The organism is Bradyrhizobium sp. USDA 3240 (assembly GCF_054063295.1).
Genome location: NZ_JBSSGD010000002.1, coordinates 3,847,589 through 3,873,306, shown reverse-complemented (window position 1 = coordinate 3,873,306; position 25,718 = coordinate 3,847,589). Strand labels below are relative to the sequence as shown.

Sequence of the window (25,718 nt, the reverse complement as noted above, 5' to 3'; positions counted from 1 at the left end):
CGATGCCGGCGGCTGCCTTGCCAGGACGCGCGACAGCGACCTCCAATCCGGGCGAGATTTGCCTCTCCGGCTGGGGCAACTATCCCAAGGGGTCGACCGAACTACTGGCTCCACATACGCCCGCAGCCGCGCGCAATGATCTGCTCGGGCGGTCCGGTGTCATCGCGCGCGGCGCGGGCCGCGCCTATGGTGATGCGGCGATCGGCACGCAAGCCACGATCTCGTCGCACGGCCTGAACCGGATGCGAAGCTTCGATGCCGCAACGGCCCAATTGACGGTCGAAGCCGGCGTGACCATCGCCGACATTCTTGCTGCGTTCGAGCCGCGCGGCTTCTTCCTGAAAGTCGTGCCGGGCACGAAATTCGTGACGGTCGGCGGCGCGATCGCAGCCGACGTTCATGGCAAGAATCACCATCGCGACGGCGGCTTCGGCATGATCGTCGACTCGTTTCGGCTTGCGCTGCCGGGCGGTGAGATCGTTTCCTGTTCGAGGTCGGAAAACGCCGCGCTGTTCGCGGCGACGCTGGGCGGCATGGGCCTGACCGGCATGATCCTCGACGCGACATTGCAACTGCTCCCGGTCGAGACGGCCTGGCTGCGGCAAGATACGCGCGTCGCCGGTAATCTCGATGCGGCGATCGATCAGCTGGAAAACAGCGCCTCCTCCACCTATTCGGTGGCCTGGATCGATTGCCTTGCGCGCGGCGCAGCGCTGGGGCGGTCGCTGGTCTATCTGGCCGAGCACGCCACGCGCCGCGACATGGATATGCTGGGGCCCGGCCTCGCGCCGTTTCCCCAGCCCTCGCACGCAGCGGCTCTCGGTGCCGGAGCTGTTTCCCGGCTGGCTGCTCAATCGCACATCGATGCGGGTGTTCAACGAGCTGTATTTCCGCCGCGGTGCTGCGCAGCAGGGCAGACAGCGCCTCGTGCACTGGGATCCCTATTTCTTTCCGCTCGATGCGATCTCCGATTGGAACAGGATCTACGGCCGGCGCGGCTTCGTGCAGTATCAATGCGTGATCCCGCTCGAGCGCGCGCGCCGCGTGCTTGCCGACATCCTGGATCGGGTGTCCCGGCGCGGCGATGCGTCGTTTCTTGCGGTGCTCAAGCAGCTCGGCGATGGCGGCGGGCCGATGTCGTTTCCGCTTCGCGGCTATACCCTGACGATGGACTTTCCCGTCAGCGACACGCTGTTCGCGTTTCTTGACCAGCTCGACGCGCTTGTGGTCGATGCCGGCGGCCGGCTCTATCTCGCCAAGGACGCGCGGCAATCCCGCGCGACATTCGAATCCGGATATCCCGGCCTTGCGGCCCTGCGCGACATCCGCCGGCAGACCGGGGCGACCACGCGCCTTGCCTCCCATCTTTCAGAACGGCTTGGAATTTGATGACCGGCACAAAATCAATTCTGGTGATTGGCGGCAGCTCGGACATCGGGCACGCGACGGCGCTGCGTTATGCGAAGGAGGGGTGGCGCGTGACGCTCGCCGCCCGCGATCTTGCGGCCGCGCAGCGCAACGCCGACGATATCAGGACGCGAAGCGGCGTCGACACAACGGTTCAATCGCTCGACGTGCTGCAGACCGGACAGCTTGCCGGCTTCGTCGCCGGCCTGTCCGCGCTCCCCGACACCGTCGTGTGCGTTGTCGGAGAACTCGGCGATCAGCTGCGTGCCCAGACCGATCCCGAGCTTGCGACGACAATCATGCGCACCAATTTCGAGGCACCCAGCCTGTTGCTCGAACAGTTCGCGCAAGCCTTCGCGGCGCGCGGCTCGGGAACGATCGTCGGGGTCAGCTCAGTCGCCGGCGATCGCGGGCGGGCGTCGAACTATTACTACGGCGCGGCCAAGGCCGGCTTCACGCAATTCCTGTCCGGCCTGCGCAACCGCCTGGCGCTCGCCGGCAGGGTCCGCGTCGTCACCGTCAAGCCCGGATTCGTGCGCACCAAGATGACGGCGCATATGAAGCTGCCGGCGCCCCTGACCGTCGAGCCGGATCGGGTTGCGGAGGATATCTACCGCGCCGACGTGACGAGGCCGCGGGATGTGATCTATGTGGCCAAGCGATTTTGGCTGGTGATGACGATCATCTGCGCGCTGCCGGAGCCGATCTTCAAGCGGATGCGCATCTGACGTTGGCCTCGCTGATTGCTTCCGTTCCTGAGCTGCGCAGCAGCAGAATGCCGACAATGAGCGCGATCAAGGGGACGATCGCAAAGCCGCCGATCAAGAGCATGCCGAGTGACTGCGCGCCCGGGTGAGCGGTCGTCATCTGCGCCAGGTAGCCAAACGCACCGATCGGAATCGGCAAGGCGTAGATGATACCTCGTTCCCACTCACGCGCGCTCGCCAGAAGCGCCGGCAACAGCAGCGCCAGGCCGACGCTGAAGATCAGAAAGTCGTAGTCGTAGGCGTAGGGGCTGATGCAGACCGATACGATCGCGACGAGGCCGAGGCGCTCGCGTGCCGGCATCGTCCGGTAAACGGCGATGAGAACGACGGCAAGCGCCAGGACCGCGACGGCGCCCTGGGCGACAAATGCTGCCGACGCAGACATCCCTGCGGTTCGTAACGCGGCATAGATCGAGATCATGCGATGCATCGGGTAATTCCCTTGCTCCAGGAACACCGACGAATCGCGCACGCTCTGCAGGAACGCGCTCCAGACCTCCACACCGAAAACCGCCGTACAGATCGCTGAGCTGATCAGCACGACTGCGGCGGCCGTGGTCACGACGCTCCAGGAACGCCGCAGCATGGCGTAGACCGCGAACGCGATGGCGAGATGCGGCTTGATGATCATCAGACCGAGGGCGGCCCCGGCGAGGATCGGCCGCTCTTCAAAGAACAGGCAGACCATTCCGATCAGCGCGGCCGTCAGCAGGCCGTTCTGCCCGCATGCCAGGGTGATCCCGATCGTCGGAAAGAAGACGATCAGCACGAGCACAAAGTTGTTGCCGGCGAGACGGCGCAGCACGGCAAGGTAAAGCGTCAGCGTCGAGGCCGCGAACAGCAAATAGGCAATCCCGACCGGGATCAGCGCGAACGGCGCCAGCAGCAGGCTGAACTGCGGCGGATAGGTCCACGACATGAAGCCATCGTGCCCGCCCGATGCCTCCTTCTGGATGACGATGAGCTTCGCGAACTGATAGGCCTGATCCACGGTGCCCAGCCACACCAGCTTTGCGGTGATGTAGAAGGCGGCAAAGTCGACGAGCTCGCGGCCATGCCCGAGCCCCACTTGAGCGAGCCACACCGCCTTGAAGACGATGGCGATGATCAGAAGCGCGAGGATTCCGCGGATATAGGCGGTCCGCTTCGACGTGGTCGACCGAATTGCTTCGAGGGTAGTTGCGAACATCAAGCCGGGCCCTGTTTCGGCAATGCAGGCTAGGTCGAATAGGTTAAGTAGTCGAAAAATCGCGCAGGAGAGCGCGGTTCGGCGTCGGTCGCCTGACAGCCGCAGGGACGCATCACATCGGCCCGTGCCGGCGTTGTCGGAACCGGGCGGTATCTTGGTGCAGGGGTGCGACTTTCGCTGGAGCTCCGTCGGCGGCGGTGATAACGGCTGGGACAACCACCTCATGACGGGCAGCATGCCGAAACCTCCGCCTCCTTCCAATCGCGAGCCCAGCCCACCGCCGGCTCTGCACCGCGCCATGGTCGCTTTGCAGATGGGGCAGGTCGTCGAAGCCGAGCGGCTGGCGGCGGAGGTGTTGAAGGCAAACCGGACCGATGTCGGCGCGGCCTCGATCCTGGCACGGGCGCTGATGGCCCAGAACCGCAACGAGGAGGCGATCGCGCCGCTCGAGCGCGCCGCGCGCCGCGTCGAGGATCCCGGCATTGAGACCCTGCTCGGCGCGGCGCTCGGCGGTGCCGGTCGGCGCAGCGAGGCGATCGATCTGTTGCGGCGAACCACCGCGCGGCGGCCACCGTTCCTGCCCGCATTTCAGGGGCTGGCAGGACAATTGGGCGCGGCCGGCCGCATCGACGAGGCGGTTGCCGTCGTCGAGAGCGCGCTTGCTTTCGCGCCCGGCAGCGTCGAGTTGCTGCTCTTGCTCGCGCAGCTCTTGCCCCATCGCAATGAGCGCGGCCGCGCGCGAGAGATTCTGGAGAAGCTTCGCACGGCGGTGCCGGGACATCCGGATATCCTGGCCGCGCTCGCGCGTGTGCTGCTGCTCGATGGCGAATATGCGGCTGCGGCGGATCTCTACCGTCAGGTGCTGGCGCAGCGCCCCGACGATCCCCTGACGCGGACCAGCTTCTCCGCCTGTCTCCTCGAAATGGGCGACCGCGCTGCCGGCGAGGCCAATCTGCGTCTGGCGTTGCGCGGCCGGCCGCAAATGATCGGCCGCACCACGTCCGCGCTGGCCATGGCATCGCACGGCCGCTTCTTCTTCCGTCCCAGCGCGGCTGCGAAATTTCTGAGCTGAACAAGGCTCGGGCAAATCATGTCGCGAGACTGCGAAGCCGCAACCTCATCTTGATGACACCGACTCTGCCGTTTGACAGTTGAATCAAGAGCTCACCCGTCATCCCCGCGCAAAGGCTTCGCCTTTGTCGCTGGAGGTGCGAGCGGAGCGAGCCTCGAAGGATGCACGGCCCCACTGGTGGCCGTCGATCCTTCGAGACGCCGCTTCGCGGCTCCTCAGGATGACGGGACTCCAGCGTAGCAGGGACTACGAATGGAGGGAGCCGTCCCGAACGCTGTCTCGTGCGCTCCGATCTACGTTCGAAACTGGCGGCGATAGAGTCCGGGCTCGCGGGCCATCCGGTTGGACAGGTCCTGTGCGCGCGATGTTTCATCCGGTGTCATCGCCGCGGTCTGCGCGACCCAGTTCTCGCGCTTCACCGGGAAGCATTGCGCAACCGGCGTGCCCTTGGGCAGCACGCCGCTGAAATTGGTGTCGTGCCAGCGCGCCGGAAAATGAATCCAGCTGTCGTGAAACTGATCGCAATCGACCATGCCGGTCAGCGTGGTGAACGGCAGATCGAACCGATTGACCGGATGCGTGAAGAACAGCGAGTAGCCCACCGGCGCCTCGATGGTCCACAGATTGACGAACTTGATCACGAAGCGGTCCTGTTCGAACAGCGGCGAGCCGATCACCTGGCTCTCGTCGTGGAATCCGACAGGCGAACGCGGGAATTCGAGCACACCTCCGGACGGAAGGTCGTTGTCCCATGTCATCTCGCCATTCTCGATCTTGAGGTCGCAGATCAGCGGCATCAGGAAGCCGGACGTCATCGCGTCGATGAATGGCGGGCAGCGCTTGACGGTATCCTCCTCGCGATTGCTCATCGCATTGAAGGCCTGCGTCGGCATCGCCTTGAGCCATCCGGGAAGACCCAATGACGCAGCCACCGGCGGCGGAATCTTGCCTTCGAGCTCCGCCGGGCAGCGGAATTTGATGGTCATCGCTTCGTTGTTGTTGGACACGGTTTTGGCCCTTGGTTCGTTCGGTGTCGGCAGCGCCCTTGCGCCAGTCGATGCTGATCTAGCACGCGATGACGGGGCGGAGAAAGCAGCCGCATCGCGCGCGGGGCTAGCCGCGGCCTTGAGCTATAAGTTGTTGTTATCATGACGGATAAGGTAACTCCTCAATTTCGCGTGTCGCGCGCAGGCCGATCCCGTTTTGATGCGTCTTTCCATTCGCCGATGTGCAAGACTTTGCCGATAGGCATTGGCTTTCGATGCCTGTCGGGCGCATCATGGCTGGTGTCGCTGACGACGAGATTTGCAGCAGATAACGGAGGGACCGATGGCCGAATCGAAGGTTGAGACCGCCAACACTGCAGGTGCCGCGCCACCCTCCGGCGACAGTAGCAGCGTCAGCGAGCTCGCAATCGCGACCGTCCGTACCGTGCCGATCGAGCAGGCGCAGTCCCGCACCGAGCACGATCTGCTCGGCGAGGACGAGGTGCCGGCCAATGCGCTGTGGGGCATCCACACCAAGCGCGCGGTGGTGAACTTTCCGATCACCGGCGTGCCGGTCGGCCATTTCCCGGAATTCGTGCGCGCGCTGGCGCTGGTGAAGCAGGCGGCCGCCCGCGCCAACAAGCGCCTGGGCTATCTCGCGCCGGAAAAGGCCGATGCGATCGACAAGGCCTGCATCCAGATCGCGACCGACAAGGTCTATGCCGAGTCCTTCGTCGTCGATGCGATCCAGGGCGGCGCCGGGACCTCGACCAACATGAACGCCAACGAGGTGATCGCCAACGTCGCGCTCAAGCTGATGGGCAAGAAGCCCGGCGATTATCACACGCTGCATCCGAACGACGACGTCAACATGGCGCAGTCGACCAACGACGCCTATCCGACCGCGCTGCGGCTCGCGGTGATCTTTGCCACCCAGCCGCTGGTGCGCGCGCTCGATGACCTCGCCTACGCCTTCAAGGGCAAGGCGGTGGAGTTCGCCGATGTCCTGAAGATGGGCCGCACCCAGCTTCAGGACGCGGTGCCGATGACGCTCGGCCAGGAGTTCGACGCCTTCCACGCCACCGTGAAGGAGGACGTCGCGCGATTGAACGAGATTTCGAGCCTGTTCCGCGAGGTCAATCTCGGCGCCACTGCGATCGGGACCGGCATCAATGCCGATCCGCGCTATGCGGCGCTTGCGGTCGAGGAGCTGTCGCGGCTGTCGGGCCAGCCCATGGTGCTGGCCTCGAACCTGATCGAGGCGACCTCCGACCTCGGCGCCTTCGTGCTGTTCTCCGGCGTGCTGAAGCGCGTCGCGGTGAAGGTGTCGAAGATCTGCAACGACCTGCGTCTGCTGTCATCGGGGCCACGTACCGGCTTTGGCGAAATCCGCCTGCCTGCGGTGCAGGCCGGCTCGTCGATCATGCCCGGCAAGGTCAACCCCGTGATTCCGGAGGTGGTCAACCAGGTCGCCTTCCTCGTGATTGGGCACGATCTCACGGTGACGATGTGCGCCGAAGGCGGCCAGCTCCAGCTTAATGCCTTCGAGCCGACCATCGGCTATTGCGTGCTGAGTTCGCTGCGCATGCTGACGGCGGCGATCGATACGCTGACCAAGCGCTGTGTCGACGGCATCGAGGCCGACCGCGAGCGTTGCCGCAGCCTGGTGCAGGGCTCGATCGGCCTGATCACGGCGCTGGCGCCGGCGCTCGGCTATGAGGCCTCATCGCGCGTGGCGCGCCGCGCGCTGAAGGAGAACCGCTCGGTCGCCGATATCGTGCTGGAGGAAAAGCTGCTGACCGAGGAGCAGCTCAACCAGCTGCTCGAGCTCGAAGCCATGACCCGCCCGGCGCGCCGTCAGCCCGTGCCGAAGTTGAAGGAAAGTTGAGAGCAGGCGTTACCGATCCCGCCCGACGAACATCCATTTTGACCCTTGCAGGACGGACCCGCCGGCCGCATGCCGACGGGTCCGTGATGACGCCTTGTGAAGCCGGTCACACGTCCATTGGAGATGTATGATACGATGAAGCAACTTTAGATAATCGACTTACCGCGCCCGCGGCATAGGGATTGCGAGGTTTGCCATGGCCACGCCCAACCTGCCGACGCCAGATTTCGCCTTCGATCCCGAGCAGCCCGGCGCCTGCATTGCCGGCGTGCGGCCCTATCGCAACGGATCGTACCGGCTCGATGCCGAAACCATCTCGCAGAGCTTCATCGTGCATAATTACGGCCATGGCGGCGCCGGCATCACGCTGAGTTTCGGCTGCGCCGCGAAGGTCCGCGACATCGTCAGGGATCATCTGGCCGCAAGCCGTGGGGTCACCGAAGCCGCCGTGCTCGGCGCCGGCGTGATGGGTCTGACCGCCGCGACATTGCTGCTCGATCTCGGGCTCAAGGTCACGGTCTATTCGGATCGCGTGCCGCTCGAGACCACCTCCGCCAAGGCCGGCGGCCAGTGGGCCGTCTCGGTGGTGGAATTCGCCGGCAAGGAACGCGAGCTCACCGACATCATCAAGAGCGCCTATCGTGCGTTCAAGGATCGGATCGGGCAGGGGTTCGGTGTGTTCGAGCGGCCGAACTACACCGCGACGCGCGCGCACAATCTCGACATCGTGCTGCAACTCGCGCCCGGCCTGATCCCGCCGCGGCAGTCGCTGCAGCGCTTGCCGTTCGCGCACCACACCAAGCCCGGCTTCGTCTACCAGACCTTGCTGATTGAGCCGCCGGTCCTGCTCGCCAGGCTGAAGGCCGACCTTGACCAGCGCGGCGTCAGCTTCGTGTCGAAGCGGTTCGTCAACCGTTCGGATATCCTGGCCAGCGTGCCGCAGCCGATCATCGTCAACTGCACTGGGCTCGGATCGATGACGCTGTGGAGCGACACCAAAATGATGCCGATCAAGGGACAGCTTGCGCTGCTGCGGCCGCAGCCGGCGCTGCAATACCTCTACGGCCAGAACGGCTACCTGTTCCCGCGCAGCGACCACGTCGTGATCGGCGGCACCTTCGAGCCCGGCGTCAACAACGAGACCCCGGACAAGGCGGTGTGCCATGGCCTCGTCGATCACATCGCCTCGCTGTTCGGCAAGGCACCGGCGAGGCCGCTGCCCGACATCCATATCCACAACCCCGTCCACGCGCCGATCGTCAACCCGGCAATTCCCGAAGTCTGAGGGGGCGCCATGGAACATCCGCTTCGCGTCGGCGAGTTCTTGCCCTCCGATGCGCCGGTTGCCGCCGCCGCCGCCGAGATCGCCGCGCCGCCGGCGGAGGCCGTGGCACCGCTGCCGCCATTGCCCAACCTGCCGGCGACCGACGTTCAGTTCCTGCGGCCGCAGGACGCGCACTATGCGGATTACCTGCCTGCCGCGAGCAAGCGCAGGCAATTGGCGCCGGCGTTGCGTGCAGTCTGCAAGACCGAGCACGCGGTTGCCGTGATGGTCGACTGGGTGCGCAGCAATGGATTGAGCTTCGCGGTTCGCTGCGGCGGGCATTCCTATGAAGGCCTGTCGCAATCGTCCGGGGTTGCGATCGACGTGCGCGGATTGCAGCAGATTGTGGTCGACAAGGCCTCGAACCTCGTCACGGCAGGCTCCGGCGTATCGCTGTATGCGCTCTATTCCGCGTTGGCCGCCCAGGGCCTCGCGCTGCAGGCAGGGAGTTGCCCAACCGTCGGCATCTCCGGCCATCTCAGCGGCGGCGGCCATGGCCTGCTCGCGCGCTCGCACGGACTGACCTGCGACGGCCTGCTGCAAGCGAATGTCGTCGACGCCCAGGCGCGTGTGCTGCAGGCCAATGCGACATCGGAGCCGGACCTCTGGTGGGCCTGCCGCGGCGGCGGCGGTGGCAGCTTCGGCATCGCGACCGAGTTCAAGATCGAGGTGTTTCCCTTGAAGACCGCGCGGGTGTTCGGTGTCTCCTGGAAACTGTCGCAGGCCCACGCCGCGCAATTGTTCGCCGCCTGGCAGGACTGGGCGCCGAATGCGCCGTCGAACATCACCTCGATCATGAAGGTCGGCCCGGCCGGCCAAGGCCTGATCACGATGCGCTGCATTGGCCAGTCGGTCGGCAGCGAGAGCGAGCTGCGCAGCGAGCTCCGGCGATTGACGGCGGTGCGACCGCCGTCATCGGCGCTGTCGGTGCAATCGCTCGCCTTCCTCGATGCGGTCAAGCACTTTGCCGGACCGCTCGCCTACGAGTCGGTGCTGATGAAGGCGAAGTCGGACTATGTGCTGACGCCGCTCGCCTCTGACGGCATCGAAGCCATGATGGCGGCGGTCGCGCCGATCGCGCCGGGCGGCATCGTGCTGCTGTGCGATTCCTACGGCGGTCGGATCGCCGATGTTGCCGCCGACGCCACTGCATTCCCGCGCCGCGCCGGCACGCAGTACTGTATCCAGTATTTCTCGAGCTGGAGCCGATCCGCCGACACCGCGGCGCATCTCGCTGACGTCGCAAGGGTCTATGCGGCGATGCGCCCTTTCATGCCGGGCGCGTCCTACGTCAATTATTGCGATCTCGACCTCGACGACTATGCGTCAGCCTACTGGGGCGACAACCTCGCCCGCCTGGTCGCGGTGAAGCAGCAATATGATCCCGATGATTTGTTCCGCCACGCCCAGAGCGTGCCGCTCAGCGTGCCGACGGCATGAGGAGCTGGCCGAAGCTCAAAGCGTCTTGATGAACTCGATCAGGGCGCGGCGCTCGTCTTCCTTCAGCTCCGGCCCGATCACGCCTGTGCGCTTCTCGTTCGAGAACTCGTGTCCGGAATTGCTGTTGCCGCGCTTGCTGGTGTCGAGCACGAAGGCGTTCTTGATGTTGTCCTTCCAGACATGGCCGAGATCCTTGGGATCATACTCCCGGTTGCCGAGATAGAAGGTCGCGGGACGATCCTTCACCGGCGACAGCAGCGCGTAGATGGACGGCACCGATCCGTTGTGCAGGTAGGGCGGGGTCGCCCAGATGCCGTTGAGCGGCCGGACCTTGTAGGCGAGCGGCGCCTGGATCTCGTTCGGCCGGTAGCCGTTGATGCGCTTGCGGTCCTCCGGCGGGGTCTTGTTCTGGTCGTACCAGGTGTCGACGGTCTTCTCGACCAGTTCGCCGAGCGCGGGTCCGAATCCGCCGTCCTTGATGTTCAGATTGGCCGGCGTCTCGACCGTGCGGCTCTTGAGGCCTTCGGCCTGCGCGCTGTCGGTCCCGATATGGCTGATTGGAATCATCTCGACGTCGAGCAGCGGCTGGCCGGCGTCGTTCTTGATCCAGCGCTTTTTGTCCTTGAACAGCGCAAAGGCTTCGCTGGCAGGCAGCGCCTTGCTGTCGATCGCCGGGCCGTGGCAGCCCTGACAATGCGTCTTGTAGAGCTCGCCGCCCTTCTTCGCGAGATCCATGTTGATCTGTCCCAGGATATTCTCCGGCCATTTCGGCGACGCCAGGCCGCCGAAGCCCTTGTCCTCGCTAGGCGGCTCGCCGGCGATCATCCGCTCCATCTCGTGCAGCACGTCGACCCGCGCGCTCGATTTGAACAGGCCCCTGAACTCGTCGAGCAGATTGAGCTCGGCGCTGACGCCGAGCGCCTCGCCGGCATTGCGCACCATCGGCTGCATGATCGAGCCGTCATACTGCACCCAGCTGAACCACGGCGCGTTCCAGATCCGCGGGAAATGCACCGGCGCCGAATGTGCGGCGTAGTTGTTCGGATTGTTCAGGTCGATCGAGAACACCTGGTTGCCGATCCGGTTCAGCGCGTCGAGCCGCGCATAGCCTTCCTCGACGCTGTTGGCGGCGACCTTGGTCTCCAGCGCATTGATGTTGGCGTATTGCTTCAGCACGAGATCGAGCTGGCCGCGCAGGGCCATGCGTTCGTCAACGGTGGCGTCCTTGCCGAGGATCTCGTCGGCAAAGCGCGCGAAGCGGCCCGGCCAGAACCGGGTCAGCAGCAGCGAGACGCCGACGCCCTTCTGGAATTCGAACAGATTGGTGTTGGCGGGCCCGCCGTCGATCACGATCTCGGTGCCGCGATAGCTGAAGCTTCCGGTGTGGCAGGCGGAGCAGGTCAGCCCGACCCCGTTCATGTCGGCCTTGCTATGCGGATTGCGCCACGGTGCGCCGTTGGCGTCGGCCATCGGGCCGCTCGGCGCAAAGCCGATCGGCAGCGCATCGGGGCTGCCCGGAATCACGGTGTCGGGAATAAAGCCGAAGCGGCCGAGATAATTGGTCTCGCTGAGCCGCGGTGCCGCAGTGAGCAGTGGCCAGACCGTCGGCTGCTCCAGCGCCATGAACCATTCAAGGGGAATGCCGAAAGTCCGCGTGCCCTGGTCGGCGTGGTAGAACCAGCGCAGCCGTTCGGCGCTGACATTCTGATCCAGCCACACCGTCTTTGCCGGCGGCTGGTAGTCGACGACCTTGACATGGAAGCCGCTCACTACCGTCTCGATATCGTCCTTGAAGTAGAGGACGCCGGCGACAATCAGCAGGCCGATGAAGAAGATCGTCTTGCGAGGCATGCCCCGTCCCCCAATTCGCGGTACCCGCGCGTCATATGGATGAGATATTAAAAATCGCCGAAACTGGTTCGCGTTAAGCGTGTGATGCGCTGTATGCCATCCTACAGTGGCGGCTCTTGGTCTAACAACGGAAATGTTGCCAAGGAAATATTGCAAAGGAAATATTGATTGGCTGTGAGCCAGTTCACTTGCGCGGGTTCACCTCGGCGGCATTTGCGCGCATGGCGGCCTGCCGCTAGAAATGGCGGAGCAACAATTCTTCGAGATATCATCTTGAACGCGCCAAGTGCACAACCGCTCACGATCACGGTTTCGGGCGACAACTCAGTGTCCGCACTGCTGCTGCGCCCGGCGCAGGCCCGTAGCGCCTATGTGTTCGCGCATGGCGCTGGCGCCGGCATGACCCATGCCTCGATGGAGACGATTGCGGTCGGCCTCGCCGAGCGCGGCATCGCGACCTTGCGCTATCAGTTTCCCTACATGGAGCAGGGCAGCAAGCGGCCCGATCCGCCCGCCGTCGCGCAGGCGACGGCGCGCGCCGCGGTCGCGGAGGCCGCGCGCCGTTGCGGCGAACTGCCGCTGTTTGCCGGCGGCAAGTCGTTCGGCGGACGCATGACCTCGCAGGCGCAGGCCAAAGCACCGCTCGACGGCGTGCGCGGGCTGGTGTTCCTCGGCTTTCCGCTGCATCCAGCCGGCAAGCCGTCGAGCGAGCGGGCCAAACATCTCGCCGAGGTCAAGATCCCGATGCTGTTCCTGCAGGGCACGCGCGACGCGCTGGCCGAGCTCGACTTGCTCGAGCCTGTGGTGAAGGGGCTCGGCGCGCGGGCGACGCTGCATCTGGTGCAGGAAGCGGATCACTCCTTTCATGTCCTGAAGCGCTCCGGCCGCAACGACCGCGAGGTGATGGCCGAGGTGCTGGATGCCTTCGCGGCCTGGGTCGCGAAGCATTCGTGAGCAGGCACGGCGTTCCGCCTGTGACACCGTCCCGGATTGCGCTTCGCTGCATCCGGGCTACTAATCTCGATCCATGACCAAAATCCTGATCGTCAATCCCAACACCACCGCGTCGATGACTGCGACCATCGCCACTGCCGCGCGGGCGGTTGCCGCCGATGACACCGAGATCGTGGCCGTCACATCGGCGATGGGACCCGCCTCGATCGAAGGCTTCTATGACGAGGCGTTCGCCGTTCCCGGGCTGATCGAGGCACTGCTGAAGACGCCCGACGCCGATGCCGGCATCATCGCCTGCTTCGACGACACCGGGCTCGATGCCGCGCGGTCGGCGGCGCGCTATCCGGTGGTCGGCATCTGCGAAGCGGCGCTGGTCACGGCCGGACAGATCGCAAAGCGCATCGGCATCGTCACCACGCTGCCGCGCTCGATCGTGCCGCTCGAGGAGCTGGTCCGCCGCTACGGCTTTGCCGACCGCGCTGTGGTCACCGCCTGCGACGTCGCGGTGCTCGATCTGGAGAAACCGGGTTCGGGCGCAAAATCCAAGCTGGAAGCGGAGATCGCGCGGGCGCTGGAAAACGGCGCCGACGCTATCGTGCTCGGCTGCGCCGGCATGGCCGATCTTGCAAATGAGCTGTCAGTGCAATTCGGTGTGCCTGTCGTGGACGGTGTGGCCGCCGCGGTGAAGCAGGCGGAAGCGCTCGCCGGCCTCAAGCTGACGACGTCGCGCCGTGGCGCTTACGCTTCGCCTGGAGCGAAAAAGTACGCGGGGCTGCTCGAAGGATTCGCGCCGGTTCCAGAGGACTAACCGCCGTCATTGCGAGCGAAGCGAAGCAATCCATGGCGCCGCACACGGAGAAATGGATTGCTTCGTCGCTGTCGCTCCTCGCAATGACGGGGAGACGGATTTATGACGCCGCTCCGCCATAGATCCGGTCGCGCAGGCGACGCATGCCGGACAGCCAGCGTTCGCGATTGTTGGCCTTGCGCTGCATGTATTCCTGCACCTGGGGATGCGAGAGAATCAGGAAACGTTCCTCGGCCATCGCCTCGATCACCATCCGCGCCACTTCGCCGGGCTGCAGCACGCCGTCGACGCGCGCCGCGCTCGGGCCCGGCGTGCTCATTCCCGTCTGCACCGATTGCGGGCAGAGCACGGAGACGCGGATGCCGCGATCGCCATACTGGATGGCGAGGTGTTCGGCGAGCGCGACCGCGGCGTTCTTGGTTACGCCGTAAGGCATCGAGTTCAGCGAAGCCAAGAGCCCCGCGGCCGATGCGGTGTTGATGAGATAGCCGGAGCCGCGCGCGAGCATGCCGGGCACCAGCGCGCGCGCCGCGAACACGTGGCTCATCACATGCACCCGCCAGCTCACATCCCAGTCGGCATCGGACGCGGCCTCCTGTCCCTTGCGCGACAGCCCGGCATTGGAGAAGAACACGTCGACCGGGCCATATTTGTCCTCGGCCGCCGCGATCAGCGCCTTGACGTCCTCCTCGAGCCCGACATCGGCGGTGACCGCGAGCCCGTCGATATCGCCGGCGACGCTGGCGAGCCGGTCGCGTGAGGTCTTGAGATCGGCGACCACGACGCCGCGCGCGCCGGCCTCCGCATAGGCCCGCGCCACCGCCTCGCCGATCCCGCTCGCGCCGCCGGTGACGACGCAGACCTTGTCCTTCACTTGCATGGTTCGATGTCCCCGCTTGAGATCGTCGTGTTCGGATTGTCAGCCCTGATAGAGCCCCTTGTCACGCGCCTTCTGGATCGCGAGCGCGGCCATCAGGTCGAGCATCGGGGTCGGAAGGCCGGCCGCGCGGGCAAACGCCGCCGGGGCGCGCACCAGCACATCGATCTCCATGGCGCGGCCGAGCTCGTAGTCCTGCAGGATCGACGGCTTGTGGTCCGGCGCCGGCCCTGAGCGGGTGACGCGCTTGACCGCGGAAATGTAGTGCGTGTCGCCACCGCATTGGCCTCGTCGAGCAGGCGCGGGATCACGTCCTGCATGGCAGGATCGTCGCGGACGGCGCGCGCGGTCAGCCCGGTCAGCAGGCAGAGCACGGACATCGACATGTTGGTCAATAGCTTCGACCAGATCGTCTCGCGGATCTCCTTGACCTCGGGCGATTCGATCGCGGCGTCGTTGAGCGCCGCACGCAGATTGGCGATGCGTTCGCTCCGGCGGTCGTCGCATTCACCGATCAGAAGGCGGTTGCGGTCCGGCGTCAGGTTCGCCACGACGCCGGGCGCGATCACCTCATTGGAGGAGAAGATCACACCGCCGACGATCCGCTCTTTCGGGATCGCGGCGCGCAGGCGTCCGCCGGGATCGAGGAAGCCGAGATCGGGGATCGCGGGATGCTGCGCCGGCAGGCCGAGATCGTACCACCAGGGAATGCCGTTTTGCGCGAACACGACGGCGGTGTCGCGTTCAAGCAGCGGCGGCAGCCCGGTTGCGAGCGCGCCGATGCCGGTCGCCTTCAGCGTGCTGATGACGAAATCCTGCGTCCCCAGCTCGGCAGGATCGGCCGACGCCTTTACCTTCGCAGTGACGCTGGTACCGCCGACCTTCAGCGTCAAGCCGTTGGATTTAACCGCGTCGAGATGTGGCCCGCGCATCACACAGGACACATCGTGGCCGGCGCGTGACAGCCGAACCGCAAAATGGCTGCCGACGGCGCCCGCGCCGAAAATGCAAATACGCATGGGTGGAACAAATCCTTGCAACGTGTCGCGTCAGTTTCCACAAGCGCAGGGCATCGCGCAACCCGCCTTGCATGCGGCGCGGCCGCGCGCGCTCGAAAGTGATGGATCAAGCCATCGCCTCTCGCCATAGTGGCACCAAGAGTAATGCCGAACGAGGGAGAAACGTCATGTCGGCCAACCCAGTCCTGTGGAGCCTCGATGCGCGCGGGGTCGCGACCGTCACGCTGAACAGGCCCGAGGTCAACAACGCCTATGACGGCGCGCTGATTGCGGGCGTGCTCGCCGCGATCGACGATCTCTCGACCAAGCCGGTGCGCGTCGTCGTGCTGAACGGCAACGGCAAGCATTTCCAGGCCGGCGCCGACCTGAAATGGATCAACGGCGTGCGGCCGAAATCATCGGAGGAGAACGAGGCGGCGTCGCGCGCCACCTTCGAGGCGGTGCAGCGCCTCAACACGCTGCCGGTGCCGACCGTGGCGCTGGTGCAGGGCGGCTGCTTCGGCGGCGGCACCGGCGTGATCTCGGCCTGCGATATCGTGATCGCGGCCGACAATGCGCTGTTCTCGATCACCGAGGTGCGCTGGGGCCTCACCGCTGCGATCATCATCCCGCAGCTTTGCGACGCCATCGGCGTGCGCCAGGTGCGCCGCTACGCGCTGACCGGCGAACGTTTCGGCGCCGAGGACGCCCGGCGCATCGGCCTCGTGCACGAGGTGGTGCCGCTGGCCGATCTCGAGAGCGCAGGGGCCAAGGTCGTGGAGCAGCTGCTCGGCAACGCGCCGGATGCGATGGCCGAGACCAAGAAGCTCGCGATGGAAAGCTCATTCGGCGGCATGGGCGTCGACGATGAAGCCTACAAGCGCCTCGTCCACCTGCACTCGGCAAAGCGGCAGACCGCCGAGGCGGCCGAAGGGCTTGCGTCCTTTGCCGAGAAGCGCGCGGGCCGGTGGGGCGGCGGCGGGGCATAAGCCCGGCCGCTCAGCTCAACAACCGCGGCAGATGCCGCGCATGCTGCGATAGACCTCTTCGTCGTCGCGGCGCATCTGCTGCAACTGATCGAACGTCTTCGATTCGCTCGATTGGGTGATCGACGGCTCGGGCTTGCGCTTGGCCGCCAGCTCCTGCTCCTGGCGATGGTAGCAGGCCTCGCGTTCCGGTTTGGCCTCGATGAACCGGCACGTTTCGATCGCCGCCGCCGGCCCGGCGGCGATGATGAGACCAAGCGACACTGACATCAGGAGTTTCAAAGCGGGCGATCCTTATCCGTCCTTGTCTCAGGTCGGCGTGCAGGGGGCAAGACTGCGGTCGTGTCAAAGCGATTGCGCCAGCGACTTTTTCAATGTCTTCAGCAGCGCCTGCACCGCGGCGGCATTGATGCGGCGCTCGGGAACGGCGGCCTTCACCCATAGTTCCGGGATCGGAAACTCGGCGAGGATCGGCTGCAAGGCGCCGTCGCGCAGCGCATCCGCGACCAGATAATGCGAGAGCAGCGCGATGCCGTTGCCGGCGATCGCGCTTTGCGTCAGCACCCGGCCCTCGTTCGAGGAGAGAATCGGGCGGACCTGGACATTGATGCGGCCGCGCGGCCCCTCGAACGGCCATTCCGGTCCGGTCGGCAAGAAGCTGAGGCAGCGATGATCGACCAGGTCGCGTGGATGCTTCGGCGTGCCGTGCTTCTTTAGATACGCGGACGAAGCGCACAACAGCCGCGGCAGCCGGCACAGCGGCTCGTCGACGACACCGCCGAAGGAATGCGGGAAAGCGCCGATCGCGATGTCAAAGCCTTCGGTCACCGGATCGACCGGGCGGTCGATCATCACGATCTCGAGCTTCACGCTTCGGTTCTGCTTCTGAAAGGTCGTGAAGGCATCGGCGAGCCGCGCCACCGTCAGCGAGGTCGGCGCCTTCACGCGCAGATGATCGGTGAGATCGCGCTGCTTCTCGCCCATCCGCGACAGGAGATCGCCGACATCGGCAACCACGCCGCGGGCGCGATGGACATATTGCTGCCCGGCCTCAGTCAGCCGCAACTGACGGGTCGAGCGGTGGAACAGCGCGGTGCCGATCCGCTCCTCGAGCTGGGTCACGCGCTTGGCGACGACCGACGTCGCGACGTTGAGCTTGCGCGCCGCGGCGGAGAAGCCGCCGGCGTCGGCGGTGGCGAGGAAGGCTTCGAGATTGACCAGCGTATCCATCCGCGCTTCCCAATAGCCTTTCTCGATTCGCGAAAGCTGATTACATAATTTGGTGGATTGTACTGCAATCCGCATCAATTCATAGTTGGCCCAATCAACTTTGTTCAGGGCGGAAATGATGCTGATGAGCACGATCGAAGAACCTGCGCGACAGGTCCCGGTCTATGGCGAATATGACGTGGTGGTGCTTGGCGGCGGTCCGGCCGGCATCGCGGCAGCGGTCGGCGCGGCGCGGGCCGGGCGACGGACGCTCTTGATCGAGCGCTACGGCTTTCTCGGCGGCATGGGCACCGCGGCGGGCGTGACGAATTTCTGCGGGCTGCACGCCAACATCTTCGGCGAGATGCACCGCGTGGTGCAGGGCATCGCCTCCGATCTCTTGGCGCGGATCGACCGGCTCGGGGGCTTGAACGCGCCGCATCTGATCCTCGGCAAGATCCTTGCGCAGGCCTATGACACCGCGGCCTACAAGATCGCGGCGGATGATCTGCTGGCGCATCACAAGGTCGATATCCTGTTCCACGCGCTCGGCGCCGGCGTCGTCATGGATGGCGCGCACATCCGCGCGCTGATGGTGGAGACCAAGGCCGGCCGGCGGGCGGTGCGAGCCGGCATCTTCATCGACTGCTCCGGTGACGGCGATCTCGCGGTGTGGGCCGGCGCGCCTTATGAGGTCGGCGATAATGCAGGCGGCATGCTCTACCCTTCGATGATGTTCCGCCTCAACGGCATCGATCCGGCAAAAGCGGGCGATGCGTGGCGGACGATCCCGGCGCTGATGGCGGAGGCCGAGGCCGCCGGCACCCATAAATTCCCGCGCAAGTCCGCGATCGTGCGGCCGCAGAAATCGCAGATCGAATGGCGGGTGAATTTCACCCAGGTGACGCGAAGCGATGGCGGCGCCATTTCGGGTATTGATCCTGACGACATGACGCGCGGCGAGATCGAGGGCCGCCGCCAGGCGGTCGAGGCCTTCAAGTTCCTGCGCACGGTGCCGGGCTTCGAGAATTCCTACATCGTCGATCTGCCGCCGCAGCTCGGCATCCGCGAGACGCGGCGCGTGATCGGCGGCTACATGCTGTCCGGCGAGGACGTGCTGGGGTGTGCTTCGTTCGAGGATTCGATCGGCGTCAATGGCTGGCCGAAGGAATCCCACGTGCCGGGCGACGTGATCTTCGAGTTTCCGCCGATTCCGGAAAGCCGCGGCTACAACGAATTGCCTTACCGCATGCTGGTGCCTAATGGCGTCGATAATCTGCTGGTCGCCGGCCGCTGCGCCTCGATGACCCATGAGGGGCAATCGGCGGCGCGCGTCTCCGGTGCCTGTTTCGTGATGGGCGAGGCGGCCGGAACCGCCGCCGCGCTGGCGCTGTCGGGCAATACGATTCCGCGCGACATTTCCGTCGAAAAGTTGCAACAACAGCTTGGCAAGCAGGGCGCATTCATCGGCCGCGATCGGGCCGTGCCTGAAGGATTATGAGTGGAGACGGCAATGAAGGGTTGGGCGCGGCTCGCACTCGCGGGTCTCCTGGTGTGGGCCGCGAGCGGCATCGCGCGGGCCGATGATCTGCTGAAGGCGAAGATCGGCGTGTTGCGGCTGTCATCCTCGGCGCCGGTGTTCATCGCGCAGGACAAGGGCTATTTCCGCGATGCCGGGCTCGACGTCGAGCTGAAGTTCTTCGACGCGGCGCAGCCGATCGCAGTCGCGACCGCATCAGGCGACGTCGATTTCGGCGTCACGGCCGTCACCGCAGGCCTCTACAATCTCGCCGGCAAGGGCACGCTGAAGGTGATCGGCGGCATGAGCCGCGAGAAGGCCGGGTATCCCCTGATCGGCTATTTCGCCAGCAACAACGCCTATGCGAGCGGTCTCAAGACCCCGAAGGATCTCGCCGGCAAGCGCGTGGCGGTGACCCAGGTCGGCTCCAGCTTCCACTATTCGCTCGGCCTGCTCGCCGACAAATACGGCTTCAAGCTGTCCGACGTGAAGATCGTGCCGTTGCAATCGCTGTCGAATGCGGCCGCGGCGCTGAAGGGCGAAACCGTCGACGCCGCGCTGTTGCCGGTCTCGACCGCGCGGACGCTGATCGATGCCAACGGCGCGAAACTTTTGGGCTGGGTCGGCGACGAGACGCCATGGCAACTCGGGGCCATCTTCGCCTCGCCGAAGACGCTGACCAACGCCGCATTGGTGACCAGGCTGCTTACCGCGCTTACCCGCGCCGACCACGAATATCACGACGTGATCCTGACCGCGATCAAGGACGGCGTGGCGCCGATCAACGACAAGACAAAACCGCTGCTCGAGATCATCGCCAAATACACCAATTTGCCGGTCGAGCAGGTGGTCGGCAACTGCGCCTATATCGATCCCGACGGCAAGCTCGACGTGAAGAACCTCGACAACCAGATCAAATGGCTGCAAGGGCAGGGTTTCGTCGACAAGGGCTTTGATGCGAGCGGGATCATCGCCAAGGACTATGTGAAGGCGGATTGATGTCGGGCGGCGCGCACAACTCTATCACCGTCACCCTGAGGAGCGCGCACTTGCGCGCGTCTCGAAGGGGCGACGGCCGAGCTGATGCATCCGGGCCGTCGACCCTTCGAGACGCCGCTGCGCGGCTCCTCAGGGTGACGGGATTGGTAGCGAGTTTGTAACGCCATGGACCTGATCGCCGACCATATCAGCCATCGCTTCGGCGCGCTCGACGTGCTCGACGATGTCTCCTTCCAGGTCTCGGCCGGCGAGATCGTCGCGATCGTCGGGCCGTCCGGCTGCGGCAAGAGCACGCTGCTGTCGATTCTCGGCGGCCTGCTGCGGCCATCTGCGGGCGCCGCCGAACTGCGCGGCGCGCCGCCGGCCGGCAGCCTCAATCCGTTGACTTTCGTGTTTCAGGACTTTGCCCTGCTGCCGTGGAACACGGTCGAGGAGAACGTCGCGTTTCCGCTGCTGCACGCGGCCTTGAGCGCCGGCGAGCGCCGCGCTGTGATCGACGATGCGCTGCGCCGCACCGGGCTCTCGGACTTTCGCGCGGCCTATCCGAAGCAGCTGTCCGGCGGCATGCGCCAGCGCGTCGGCATCGCGCGGGCGCTCGCGGTTCGTCCGGCGATTCTGTTGATGGACGAGCCGCTGTCGGCGCTGGATTCGCAGACCCGCGAGCTCCTGATGGAGGATTTCGTCGGCCTGCTTGCCGACGGCGCGATGGGCGCAGTCTATGTCACGCATAACCTCGAGGAAGCGGTGCGGCTGGCCGACCGCGTCGTGGTGCTGTCGCGCCGCCCCGGCCGCATCCGGGAGATCGTGACCATCCCGATGACGCGCGCCGAGCGCGGCGCGCCGGATGCCCGTGCGCAGATGGCCGTCTTGCAGGGCGAGTTGTGGTCGCTGATCCGCAAGGAAGCGATCGATGCCGAGCGCGAGGTCCAGCATGCTTGATCGCGCACCGCAGGAGACGAAGGATCAATCGGTGGAAGCGACGCGGCCGGTCGCGTTTCGCGGCGCCGGCTTTACGTCTGGCGGCAGCCGTCATGCCGGCTGGATCGCACTCGCGCTCGTCATCGCGCTCTGGCAGCTTGCCGGCAGCTCAGGATGGGTCAACCCGCTGTTCCTGCCGGCACCGTCGGCGATCGCGATCGCAATCTATAAGCTCGCGATGTCGGGGGCGCTGTGGCTGCATTTGTCGTGGTCGATCATGCGGATCGGCACCGGCTGGATCATCGGCACGGCAGCGGGCGTCATTGTCGGCTTCGCGATCGGGCTGTCGACCATGGCACGCGGCGTCGGCATCACCTTCATCTCGGCGCTGTTTCCGATTCCGAAAATCGCGCTGCTGCCGCTGCTTATCCTGTGGCTCGGGATCGGCGAGGAGCCGAAGATCGCGACCATTGCGCTCGGGGTGTTCTTCTCGACCGCGATCTCGGTCTATAGCGGCGTCGATGCGGTGCCGCGCAATTTGATCCGGATGGCGCAGAGCTTCAACGTGCCGTTCCACGCCATCGTGCGCCGCGTGATCTGGCCGGGCGCGCTGCCCTCGATCCTCGCCGGCTTCCGCATCACTTCGTCGGTTGCGCTGTTGCTCGTCGTCAGCGCCGAGATGATCGGCGCGCAATACGGCATCGGCGCCTTCGTGCTGCAGGCCGGCAATCTGATGCAGACCGATCAGCTGCTCGCCGGCGTCGTGATCCTGTCGCTGTTCGGGCTCGTGGTGGGGAGGCTGATCAACCTGCTCGAGGTGAGGCTGCTGCACTGGCGGTGACGGCCACGCTGCCGGCCACAATCCCTGCCGTCGTCCCGGCGGAGGCCGGGACCCATAACCACAGGGCGTGGTTGTTGGGAAAAGCTGGGGCCCCAGCGCGTCCAACCAATCGAGAGTGGTGGTTATGGGTCCCGGCCTTCGCCGGGACGACGTGGGGTGGGTGCTGCGTGCCTTGCGACGACGGGCGTTATGCGTTGCCGCGATCCTCGCGGAACAGGTCGAGCTTCTGCTGCACCGGGCGGTCGGAGAACGAGAACAGCACGGAGTCGGCATCGGCCTCGTGGGTGACCCAGTGCCAACTCGGCACCACGAACAGGTCGCGCGGTCCCCACTCGAAAGTCTGGTCGCCGACCCGGGTGCGGCCCTTGCCCTCGATCGCGGCGAACACGGTGGCATCGGTTGACCGATAGCGCGCGGTCTTGAAGCCCTTCGGCAGCAGCTGGATGAAGGTGCCGATGGTCGGCATCGCGAAATCGCCGGTCTCGGGATTGGAGAATTTCAGCTTCAGGCCGTGGCAGGCATCCCACTCGTCGCCGGCCCTGGCCTTCTCCAGCGCCTCGCGGGTGTACTCATAGGGATAGTTGAAGATCGGCGAGGTCTTCGAGGTCCGCTTCTGGTCGATCGGCAGCAAATTGTGGCCGTAGCGCGCGAAGCTGGCGCCGGCCGGCTTGGAGATCGACTGCTGATCTTCCTTGGCGCCTTCGGCAAACGAGCAGTCGAAGAACTGCACCATCGGGATGTCGAGCCCGTCGAGCCAGAACATCGGCTCACTGGTTTCGTTGGAATGGTCGTGCCAGGTCATCGACGGCGTGATGACGAAGTCGCCCGGCGCCATCGCAGTGCGCTCGCCGTCGACCGCAGTGAAGGCGCCCTTGCCCTCGAGCACGAAGCGCAGCGCCGACTGGGCGTGGCGATGGGCGGGCGCGATGTCGCCCGGCACGACCATCTGCACGCCGGCGAACAGCGAGGTCGTGATCTTGGACTGGCCGCGCAGGCCGGGATTTTCCAGCACCAACACGCGGCGCTCGGCTTCCTTGGCCGTGATCAATTTGCCGGCCTCGTTCATGTAATCGCGGATCTGGTCGAACTTCCACAGATGCGGACGGCAGGCGCTTTTCGGCTCCGTCGTGATCAGATCGTTCATCACGTTCCACAGCGCCGAGAGGTTCTGGCCGTCGATCTTCTTGTAGAACGCTTCGCGCTCGGGGGTCTTCTGCACGGCTTCCATGGCAAGCCTCCCATCATCATTCTTGTCGGTTCAATTAAATGACAGTATACTCACAATATGGCTAGCGTCAATCAAGCAAGCCAATCACGAAATGCAAGGGAGGTTCCGATGAAGCTGCATGGCTATTTCCGGAGCAGCGCGTCCTACCGGGTCCGGATCGCCCTCAATCTGAAGGGGCTGACGCCAGAGCACCTGCCGCATCATTTGCGCAAGGGCGAGCAATGCGCGCCGGCCTATCTCGCGATCAACCCGCAGGGGCTGGTGCCGACGTTGGAGAGCGATGCCGGCGCGATCCTCACCCAGTCGCTCGCGATCATCGAATGGCTCGACGAGACCAATCCCAATCCGCCGCTGCTGCCGAAGGATCCGCTGCGGCGCGCCAAGGTACGCGCGTTCGCGCAGGCGATCGCCTGCGACACCCACCCGGTGCAGAATTTGAAAGTGCTGGCGCGGCTGCGCAAGCTCGGCCTGCCAGAGGAGCAGGTGACGGAATGGGCGGCCTGGGCCAATCGCGAGGGCCTTTCCGCCTGCGAGACCCTGATCGCTGATGAGGCCGGGCCGTTCTGCTTCGGCGATGTGCCGACGCTGGCCGATCTCTGCCTGGTGCCGCAGCTTGCCAATGCGCGACGCTTCGGCGTCGACGTGTCGGCCTATCCGCGCCTGCTCAAGGCCGAGGCCGCGACAAAGCAGGTCAAGGCGTTCGCCGACGCCGCCCCGGACAAGCAGCCCGATGCCGAGTAGCAAGCCAACGCCCGTCACCATGGACGCGGTCTACACCGCGCCCGGCTATCTGTTCCGGCGGATGCAGCAGATCGCGGTCGCGCTGTTCATCGAGGAATGCAAGGCGTTCGACCTGACGCCGGTGCAATACGCCGCGCTGGTCACGATCTCGACCCATCCCGGCATCGACGCCACAAGGCTCTCGGCGGTGATCGCGTTCGACCGTTCGACGCTCGGCAATGTGATCGAGCGGCTGCAAGCCAAGGAATTCATCGTGCGCAAGCCGGCGCCCGAGGACAAGCGCGTCAAGCTGCTCTACCTCACCAAGGCCGGCGCGGCGGTGCTCAGCGACATCATGCCCTCGGTCGACAAGGCGCAGGCGCGGATGCTGCAGCCGCTGAAGCCGGCCGACCGCAAGACGCTTCTCTCGCTCTTGACCCAACTTGTCGACCTCAACAACGAGGCGTCGCGCGTGCCGCTGCGCGCCGAGGATGCGCTCGAACATCTCGGGAGGTCGGGCTGATGGCGGAGAGCAAGCCGGTCCTGATCGCGGGCGGCGGCATCGGCGGCCTCGCCGTCGCGCTCGGCCTCGCGCAGAAGGGCATTCGCTCGATCCTGCTGGAGAAGGCATCAGCACTCGGCGAGATCGGCGCCGGCATTCAGCTTGGACCGAACGCATTCCACGCTTTCGACTATCTCGGCGTCGGCGAGGCCGCGCGCAACATGGCGGTCTATATCGACCAGCTGCGGCTGATGGATGCGCTGACCGCCGAAGAGATCACCCATATCAACCTCGGCGATGCCTTCCGCACGCGGTTCGGCAATCCCTATGCCGTCGTGCATCGCGGCGACCTGCATGGCGTGTTCCTGCGTGCCTGCCAGAACCATGAATTGATCGAGCTGCGCGTGTCCAGCGAGGTGACGGGCTACGAGCAGGACGGTTCGTCGGTGACCGCAACGCTTGCCAATGGCGAGCGCATCACCGGCCGTCTGCTGATCGGCGCCGACGGGTTGTGGTCCAATATCCGCAAGCAGGTGACGGCGGATGGCCCGCCGCGTGTGTCAGGCCACACCACCTATCGCTCCGTCATCCCGACCGAACAGATGCCGGAGGATCTGCGCTGGAACGCGGCGACGTTGTGGGCCGGCCCGAAATGCCACATCGTGCATTATCCGCTGTCGGGCTGGAAGGTGTTCAACCTCGTCGTCACCTATCACAACGACGCGCCGGAGCCGGTCGCGGGCAAGCCGGTTTCCGAGGACGAGGTGATGCGGGGCTTCACCCACGTCCACGAGCGGGCGCAGAACATCATCCGTCACGGCACCAACTGGAAGCTCTGGGTGCTGTGCGACCGCGACCCCACCGAGCGCTGGATCGACGGCCGCGTGGTGCTGCTCGGCGACGCCGCGCATCCGATGCTGCAATATTTCGCGCAAGGCGCCTGCCAGGCGATGGAGGACGCGGTGTGTCTCTCGCACATGCTGGCCAGTCACGACGATCAGGCGGCCGCGCTCGATGCGTATCGCGCGCAGCGCTTCCCGCGCACCGCGCGCGTGCAGCTGATGTCACGCGCGATCGGCGAGCACATCTACCATCCCGCCGGCGACCACGCCCGCATCCGCAACGCGATCATGAGTACGAAGTCGCAAGCCGAGTGGTGCGACGATATCGCGTGGCTGTATGGCGGGACGGGGCTGGGCAGCTAGCTGCTCGCTGCTGACGAACGCGGCGTAGTC

General features: G+C 65.4%; 22 protein-coding genes and 2 pseudogenes. 16 read left to right on the top strand and 8 right to left on the bottom strand.

What is annotated here, in order from left to right:
- Positions 1-2: 2 nt before the first annotated feature.
- Together ACVIGA_RS19035 and ACVIGA_RS19030 are read left to right on the top strand one after the other, a co-directional pair.
- A pseudogene (locus ACVIGA_RS19035) lies at positions 3-1,389 on the top strand (FAD-binding protein).
- On the top strand, positions 1,389-2,135 hold the full coding sequence (locus ACVIGA_RS19030; RefSeq protein WP_456667552.1) for an SDR family oxidoreductase: 747 nt from the start codon (positions 1,389-1,391) through the stop codon (positions 2,133-2,135). Before ACVIGA_RS19035 ends, ACVIGA_RS19030 begins: the two are co-directional and overlap by 1 nt.
- On the opposite strand, the gene ACVIGA_RS19025 is transcribed toward ACVIGA_RS19030, so the two are convergent.
- Positions 2,116-3,363 carry a glycosyltransferase family 87 protein gene (locus ACVIGA_RS19025; protein ID WP_456667551.1) on the bottom strand — a complete coding sequence of 416 codons (1,248 nt, stop codon included), beginning with the start codon at positions 3,361-3,363 and terminating at the stop codon, positions 2,116-2,118. The genes ACVIGA_RS19030 and ACVIGA_RS19025 overlap by 20 nt on opposite strands.
- A 298-nt stretch (positions 3,364-3,661) precedes the next feature.
- On the opposite strand from ACVIGA_RS19025, the gene ACVIGA_RS19020 reads away from it, so the two are divergent.
- Positions 3,662-4,435 (top strand): tetratricopeptide repeat protein, encoded by a 774-nt coding sequence (locus ACVIGA_RS19020; RefSeq protein ID WP_456667550.1) that lies wholly within the window; start codon positions 3,662-3,664, stop codon positions 4,433-4,435.
- A gap of 293 nt (positions 4,436-4,728) precedes the next feature.
- On the opposite strand, the gene ACVIGA_RS19015 is transcribed toward ACVIGA_RS19020, so the two are convergent.
- Positions 4,729-5,421: a hypothetical protein gene (locus ACVIGA_RS19015; RefSeq protein WP_456670841.1), complete on the bottom strand. Its 693-nt coding sequence runs from the start codon at positions 5,419-5,421 to the stop codon at positions 4,729-4,731.
- A 343-nt stretch (positions 5,422-5,764) separates the two neighbouring features.
- On the opposite strand from ACVIGA_RS19015, the gene ACVIGA_RS19010 reads away from it, so the two are divergent.
- The 3 genes from ACVIGA_RS19010 to ACVIGA_RS19000 all read left to right on the top strand — a co-directional run bounded on the left by ACVIGA_RS19010 (position 5,765) and on the right by ACVIGA_RS19000 (position 10,073).
- Positions 5,765-7,309, top strand: coding sequence for an aspartate ammonia-lyase (locus ACVIGA_RS19010; RefSeq protein ID WP_456667549.1), 1,545 nt, complete (start codon positions 5,765-5,767; stop codon positions 7,307-7,309).
- A gap of 196 nt (positions 7,310-7,505) precedes the next feature.
- On the top strand, positions 7,506-8,594 hold the full coding sequence (locus tag ACVIGA_RS19005; protein ID WP_456667548.1) for an FAD-dependent oxidoreductase: 1,089 nt from the start codon (positions 7,506-7,508) through the stop codon (positions 8,592-8,594).
- Between the two features lie 9 nt (positions 8,595-8,603).
- Entirely contained in the window at positions 8,604-10,073 is a 1,470-nt protein-coding gene (locus ACVIGA_RS19000) for an FAD-binding oxidoreductase (protein WP_456667547.1), read from the top strand.
- Positions 10,074-10,088: 15 nt separating this feature from the next.
- Here the strand turns inward: ACVIGA_RS19000 and ACVIGA_RS18995 are convergent, their stop codons facing one another.
- On the bottom strand, positions 10,089-11,924 hold the full coding sequence (locus tag ACVIGA_RS18995; protein ID WP_456667546.1) for a di-heme-cytochrome C peroxidase: 1,836 nt from the start codon (positions 11,922-11,924) through the stop codon (positions 10,089-10,091).
- Between the two features lie 273 nt (positions 11,925-12,197).
- On the opposite strand from ACVIGA_RS18995, the gene ACVIGA_RS18990 reads away from it, so the two are divergent.
- Both ACVIGA_RS18990 and ACVIGA_RS18985 read left to right on the top strand, forming a co-directional pair.
- Positions 12,198-12,878, top strand: coding sequence for an alpha/beta hydrolase family protein (locus ACVIGA_RS18990; RefSeq protein WP_456667545.1), 681 nt, complete (start codon positions 12,198-12,200; stop codon positions 12,876-12,878).
- Between the two features lie 73 nt (positions 12,879-12,951).
- Positions 12,952-13,686 carry an aspartate/glutamate racemase family protein gene (locus ACVIGA_RS18985; protein ID WP_456667544.1) on the top strand — a complete coding sequence of 245 codons (735 nt, stop codon included), beginning with the start codon at positions 12,952-12,954 and terminating at the stop codon, positions 13,684-13,686.
- Positions 13,687-13,786: 100 nt separating this feature from the next.
- Here the strand turns inward: ACVIGA_RS18985 and ACVIGA_RS18980 are convergent, their stop codons facing one another.
- Together ACVIGA_RS18980 and ACVIGA_RS18975 are read right to left on the bottom strand one after the other, a co-directional pair.
- Positions 13,787-14,566, bottom strand: coding sequence for an SDR family oxidoreductase (locus ACVIGA_RS18980; RefSeq protein WP_456667543.1), 780 nt, complete (start codon positions 14,564-14,566; stop codon positions 13,787-13,789).
- A 39-nt stretch (positions 14,567-14,605) separates the two neighbouring features.
- Positions 14,606-15,582, bottom strand: a pseudogene (locus tag ACVIGA_RS18975) (ketopantoate reductase family protein).
- A 167-nt stretch (positions 15,583-15,749) separates the two neighbouring features.
- Here ACVIGA_RS18975 and ACVIGA_RS18970 point away from each other — a divergent pair.
- Positions 15,750-16,550: an enoyl-CoA hydratase-related protein gene (locus ACVIGA_RS18970; protein ID WP_456667542.1), complete on the top strand. Its 801-nt coding sequence runs from the start codon at positions 15,750-15,752 to the stop codon at positions 16,548-16,550.
- A 15-nt stretch (positions 16,551-16,565) separates the two neighbouring features.
- Here ACVIGA_RS18970 and ACVIGA_RS18965 read toward each other — a convergent pair whose 3' ends face one another.
- Together ACVIGA_RS18965 and ACVIGA_RS18960 are read right to left on the bottom strand one after the other, a co-directional pair.
- On the bottom strand, positions 16,566-16,817 hold the full coding sequence (locus tag ACVIGA_RS18965) for a hypothetical protein (protein WP_456667541.1): 252 nt from the start codon (positions 16,815-16,817) through the stop codon (positions 16,566-16,568).
- Positions 16,818-16,892: 75 nt separating this feature from the next.
- Complete coding sequence (locus tag ACVIGA_RS18960; protein WP_375781283.1) at positions 16,893-17,777, bottom strand: LysR family transcriptional regulator; 885 nt, start codon at positions 17,775-17,777, stop codon at positions 16,893-16,895.
- Between the two features lie 118 nt (positions 17,778-17,895).
- On the opposite strand from ACVIGA_RS18960, the gene ACVIGA_RS18955 reads away from it, so the two are divergent.
- The 4 genes from ACVIGA_RS18955 to ACVIGA_RS18940 all read left to right on the top strand — a co-directional run bounded on the left by ACVIGA_RS18955 (position 17,896) and on the right by ACVIGA_RS18940 (position 22,033).
- Entirely contained in the window at positions 17,896-19,257 is a 1,362-nt protein-coding gene (locus tag ACVIGA_RS18955; RefSeq protein WP_456667540.1) for an FAD-dependent oxidoreductase, read from the top strand.
- A gap of 12 nt (positions 19,258-19,269) precedes the next feature.
- Entirely contained in the window at positions 19,270-20,274 is a 1,005-nt protein-coding gene (locus ACVIGA_RS18950; protein ID WP_456667539.1) for an ABC transporter substrate-binding protein, read from the top strand.
- A 165-nt stretch (positions 20,275-20,439) separates the two neighbouring features.
- Entirely contained in the window at positions 20,440-21,213 is a 774-nt protein-coding gene (locus ACVIGA_RS18945; RefSeq protein WP_456667538.1) for an ABC transporter ATP-binding protein, read from the top strand.
- Positions 21,206-22,033 carry an ABC transporter permease gene (locus ACVIGA_RS18940; RefSeq protein WP_456667537.1) on the top strand — a complete coding sequence of 276 codons (828 nt, stop codon included), beginning with the start codon at positions 21,206-21,208 and terminating at the stop codon, positions 22,031-22,033. The genes ACVIGA_RS18945 and ACVIGA_RS18940 overlap by 8 nt, the downstream gene beginning before the upstream one ends.
- Positions 22,034-22,220: 187 nt before the next feature.
- Here the strand turns inward: ACVIGA_RS18940 and gtdA are convergent, their stop codons facing one another.
- Complete coding sequence (gtdA, locus tag ACVIGA_RS18935) at positions 22,221-23,261, bottom strand: gentisate 1,2-dioxygenase (protein ID WP_456667536.1); 1,041 nt, start codon at positions 23,259-23,261, stop codon at positions 22,221-22,223.
- A gap of 108 nt (positions 23,262-23,369) precedes the next feature.
- On the opposite strand from gtdA, the gene maiA reads away from it, so the two are divergent.
- From maiA to ACVIGA_RS18920, 3 genes are read left to right on the top strand one after another with little or no spacing between them, the layout of a single operon-like run.
- Positions 23,370-24,002: a maleylacetoacetate isomerase gene (gene maiA / locus ACVIGA_RS18930; protein WP_456667535.1), complete on the top strand. Its 633-nt coding sequence runs from the start codon at positions 23,370-23,372 to the stop codon at positions 24,000-24,002.
- A complete protein-coding gene (locus ACVIGA_RS18925; protein WP_375777491.1) occupies positions 23,992-24,504 on the top strand; it encodes a MarR family winged helix-turn-helix transcriptional regulator in 513 nt (170 codons plus the stop codon). The genes maiA and ACVIGA_RS18925 overlap by 11 nt, the downstream gene beginning before the upstream one ends.
- Positions 24,504-25,688, top strand: a complete 1,185-nt coding sequence (locus tag ACVIGA_RS18920) for a 3-hydroxybenzoate 6-monooxygenase (RefSeq protein WP_456667534.1) — start codon at positions 24,504-24,506, stop codon at positions 25,686-25,688. Before ACVIGA_RS18925 ends, ACVIGA_RS18920 begins: the two co-directional genes overlap by 1 nt.
- The last annotated feature ends 30 nt before the right edge of the window (positions 25,689-25,718 follow it).

Bases quoted from the DNA above. Each gene is read 5' to 3' on its own strand.
- ACVIGA_RS19030 (WP_456667552.1), top strand. From the start codon at position 1,389: ATGACCGGCACAAAATCAATTCTGGTGATTGGCGGCAGCTCGGACATC.
- ACVIGA_RS19025 (WP_456667551.1), bottom strand. From the start codon at position 3,363: ATGTTCGCAACTACCCTCGAAGCAATTCGGTCGACCACGTCGAAGCGG.
- ACVIGA_RS19020 (WP_456667550.1), top strand. From the start codon at position 3,662: ATGGTCGCTTTGCAGATGGGGCAGGTCGTCGAAGCCGAGCGGCTGGCG.
- ACVIGA_RS19015 (WP_456670841.1), bottom strand. From the start codon at position 5,421: ATGACCATCAAATTCCGCTGCCCGGCGGAGCTCGAAGGCAAGATTCCG.
- ACVIGA_RS19010 (WP_456667549.1), top strand. From the start codon at position 5,765: ATGGCCGAATCGAAGGTTGAGACCGCCAACACTGCAGGTGCCGCGCCA.
- ACVIGA_RS19005 (WP_456667548.1), top strand. From the start codon at position 7,506: ATGGCCACGCCCAACCTGCCGACGCCAGATTTCGCCTTCGATCCCGAG.
- ACVIGA_RS19000 (WP_456667547.1), top strand. From the start codon at position 8,604: ATGGAACATCCGCTTCGCGTCGGCGAGTTCTTGCCCTCCGATGCGCCG.
- ACVIGA_RS18995 (WP_456667546.1), bottom strand. From the start codon at position 11,924: ATGCCTCGCAAGACGATCTTCTTCATCGGCCTGCTGATTGTCGCCGGC.
- ACVIGA_RS18985 (WP_456667544.1), top strand. From the start codon at position 12,952: ATGACCAAAATCCTGATCGTCAATCCCAACACCACCGCGTCGATGACT.
- ACVIGA_RS18980 (WP_456667543.1), bottom strand. From the start codon at position 14,566: ATGCAAGTGAAGGACAAGGTCTGCGTCGTCACCGGCGGCGCGAGCGGG.
- ACVIGA_RS18970 (WP_456667542.1), top strand. From the start codon at position 15,750: ATGTCGGCCAACCCAGTCCTGTGGAGCCTCGATGCGCGCGGGGTCGCG.
- ACVIGA_RS18965 (WP_456667541.1), bottom strand. From the start codon at position 16,817: ATGTCAGTGTCGCTTGGTCTCATCATCGCCGCCGGGCCGGCGGCGGCG.
- ACVIGA_RS18960 (WP_375781283.1), bottom strand. From the start codon at position 17,777: ATGGATACGCTGGTCAATCTCGAAGCCTTCCTCGCCACCGCCGACGCC.
- ACVIGA_RS18955 (WP_456667540.1), top strand. From the start codon at position 17,896: ATGCTGATGAGCACGATCGAAGAACCTGCGCGACAGGTCCCGGTCTAT.
- ACVIGA_RS18950 (WP_456667539.1), top strand. From the start codon at position 19,270: ATGAAGGGTTGGGCGCGGCTCGCACTCGCGGGTCTCCTGGTGTGGGCC.
- ACVIGA_RS18945 (WP_456667538.1), top strand. From the start codon at position 20,440: ATGGACCTGATCGCCGACCATATCAGCCATCGCTTCGGCGCGCTCGAC.
- ACVIGA_RS18940 (WP_456667537.1), top strand. From the start codon at position 21,206: ATGCTTGATCGCGCACCGCAGGAGACGAAGGATCAATCGGTGGAAGCG.
- gtdA (WP_456667536.1), bottom strand. From the start codon at position 23,261: ATGGAAGCCGTGCAGAAGACCCCCGAGCGCGAAGCGTTCTACAAGAAG.
- maiA (WP_456667535.1), top strand. From the start codon at position 23,370: ATGAAGCTGCATGGCTATTTCCGGAGCAGCGCGTCCTACCGGGTCCGG.
- ACVIGA_RS18925 (WP_375777491.1), top strand. From the start codon at position 23,992: ATGCCGAGTAGCAAGCCAACGCCCGTCACCATGGACGCGGTCTACACC.
- ACVIGA_RS18920 (WP_456667534.1), top strand. From the start codon at position 24,504: ATGGCGGAGAGCAAGCCGGTCCTGATCGCGGGCGGCGGCATCGGCGGC.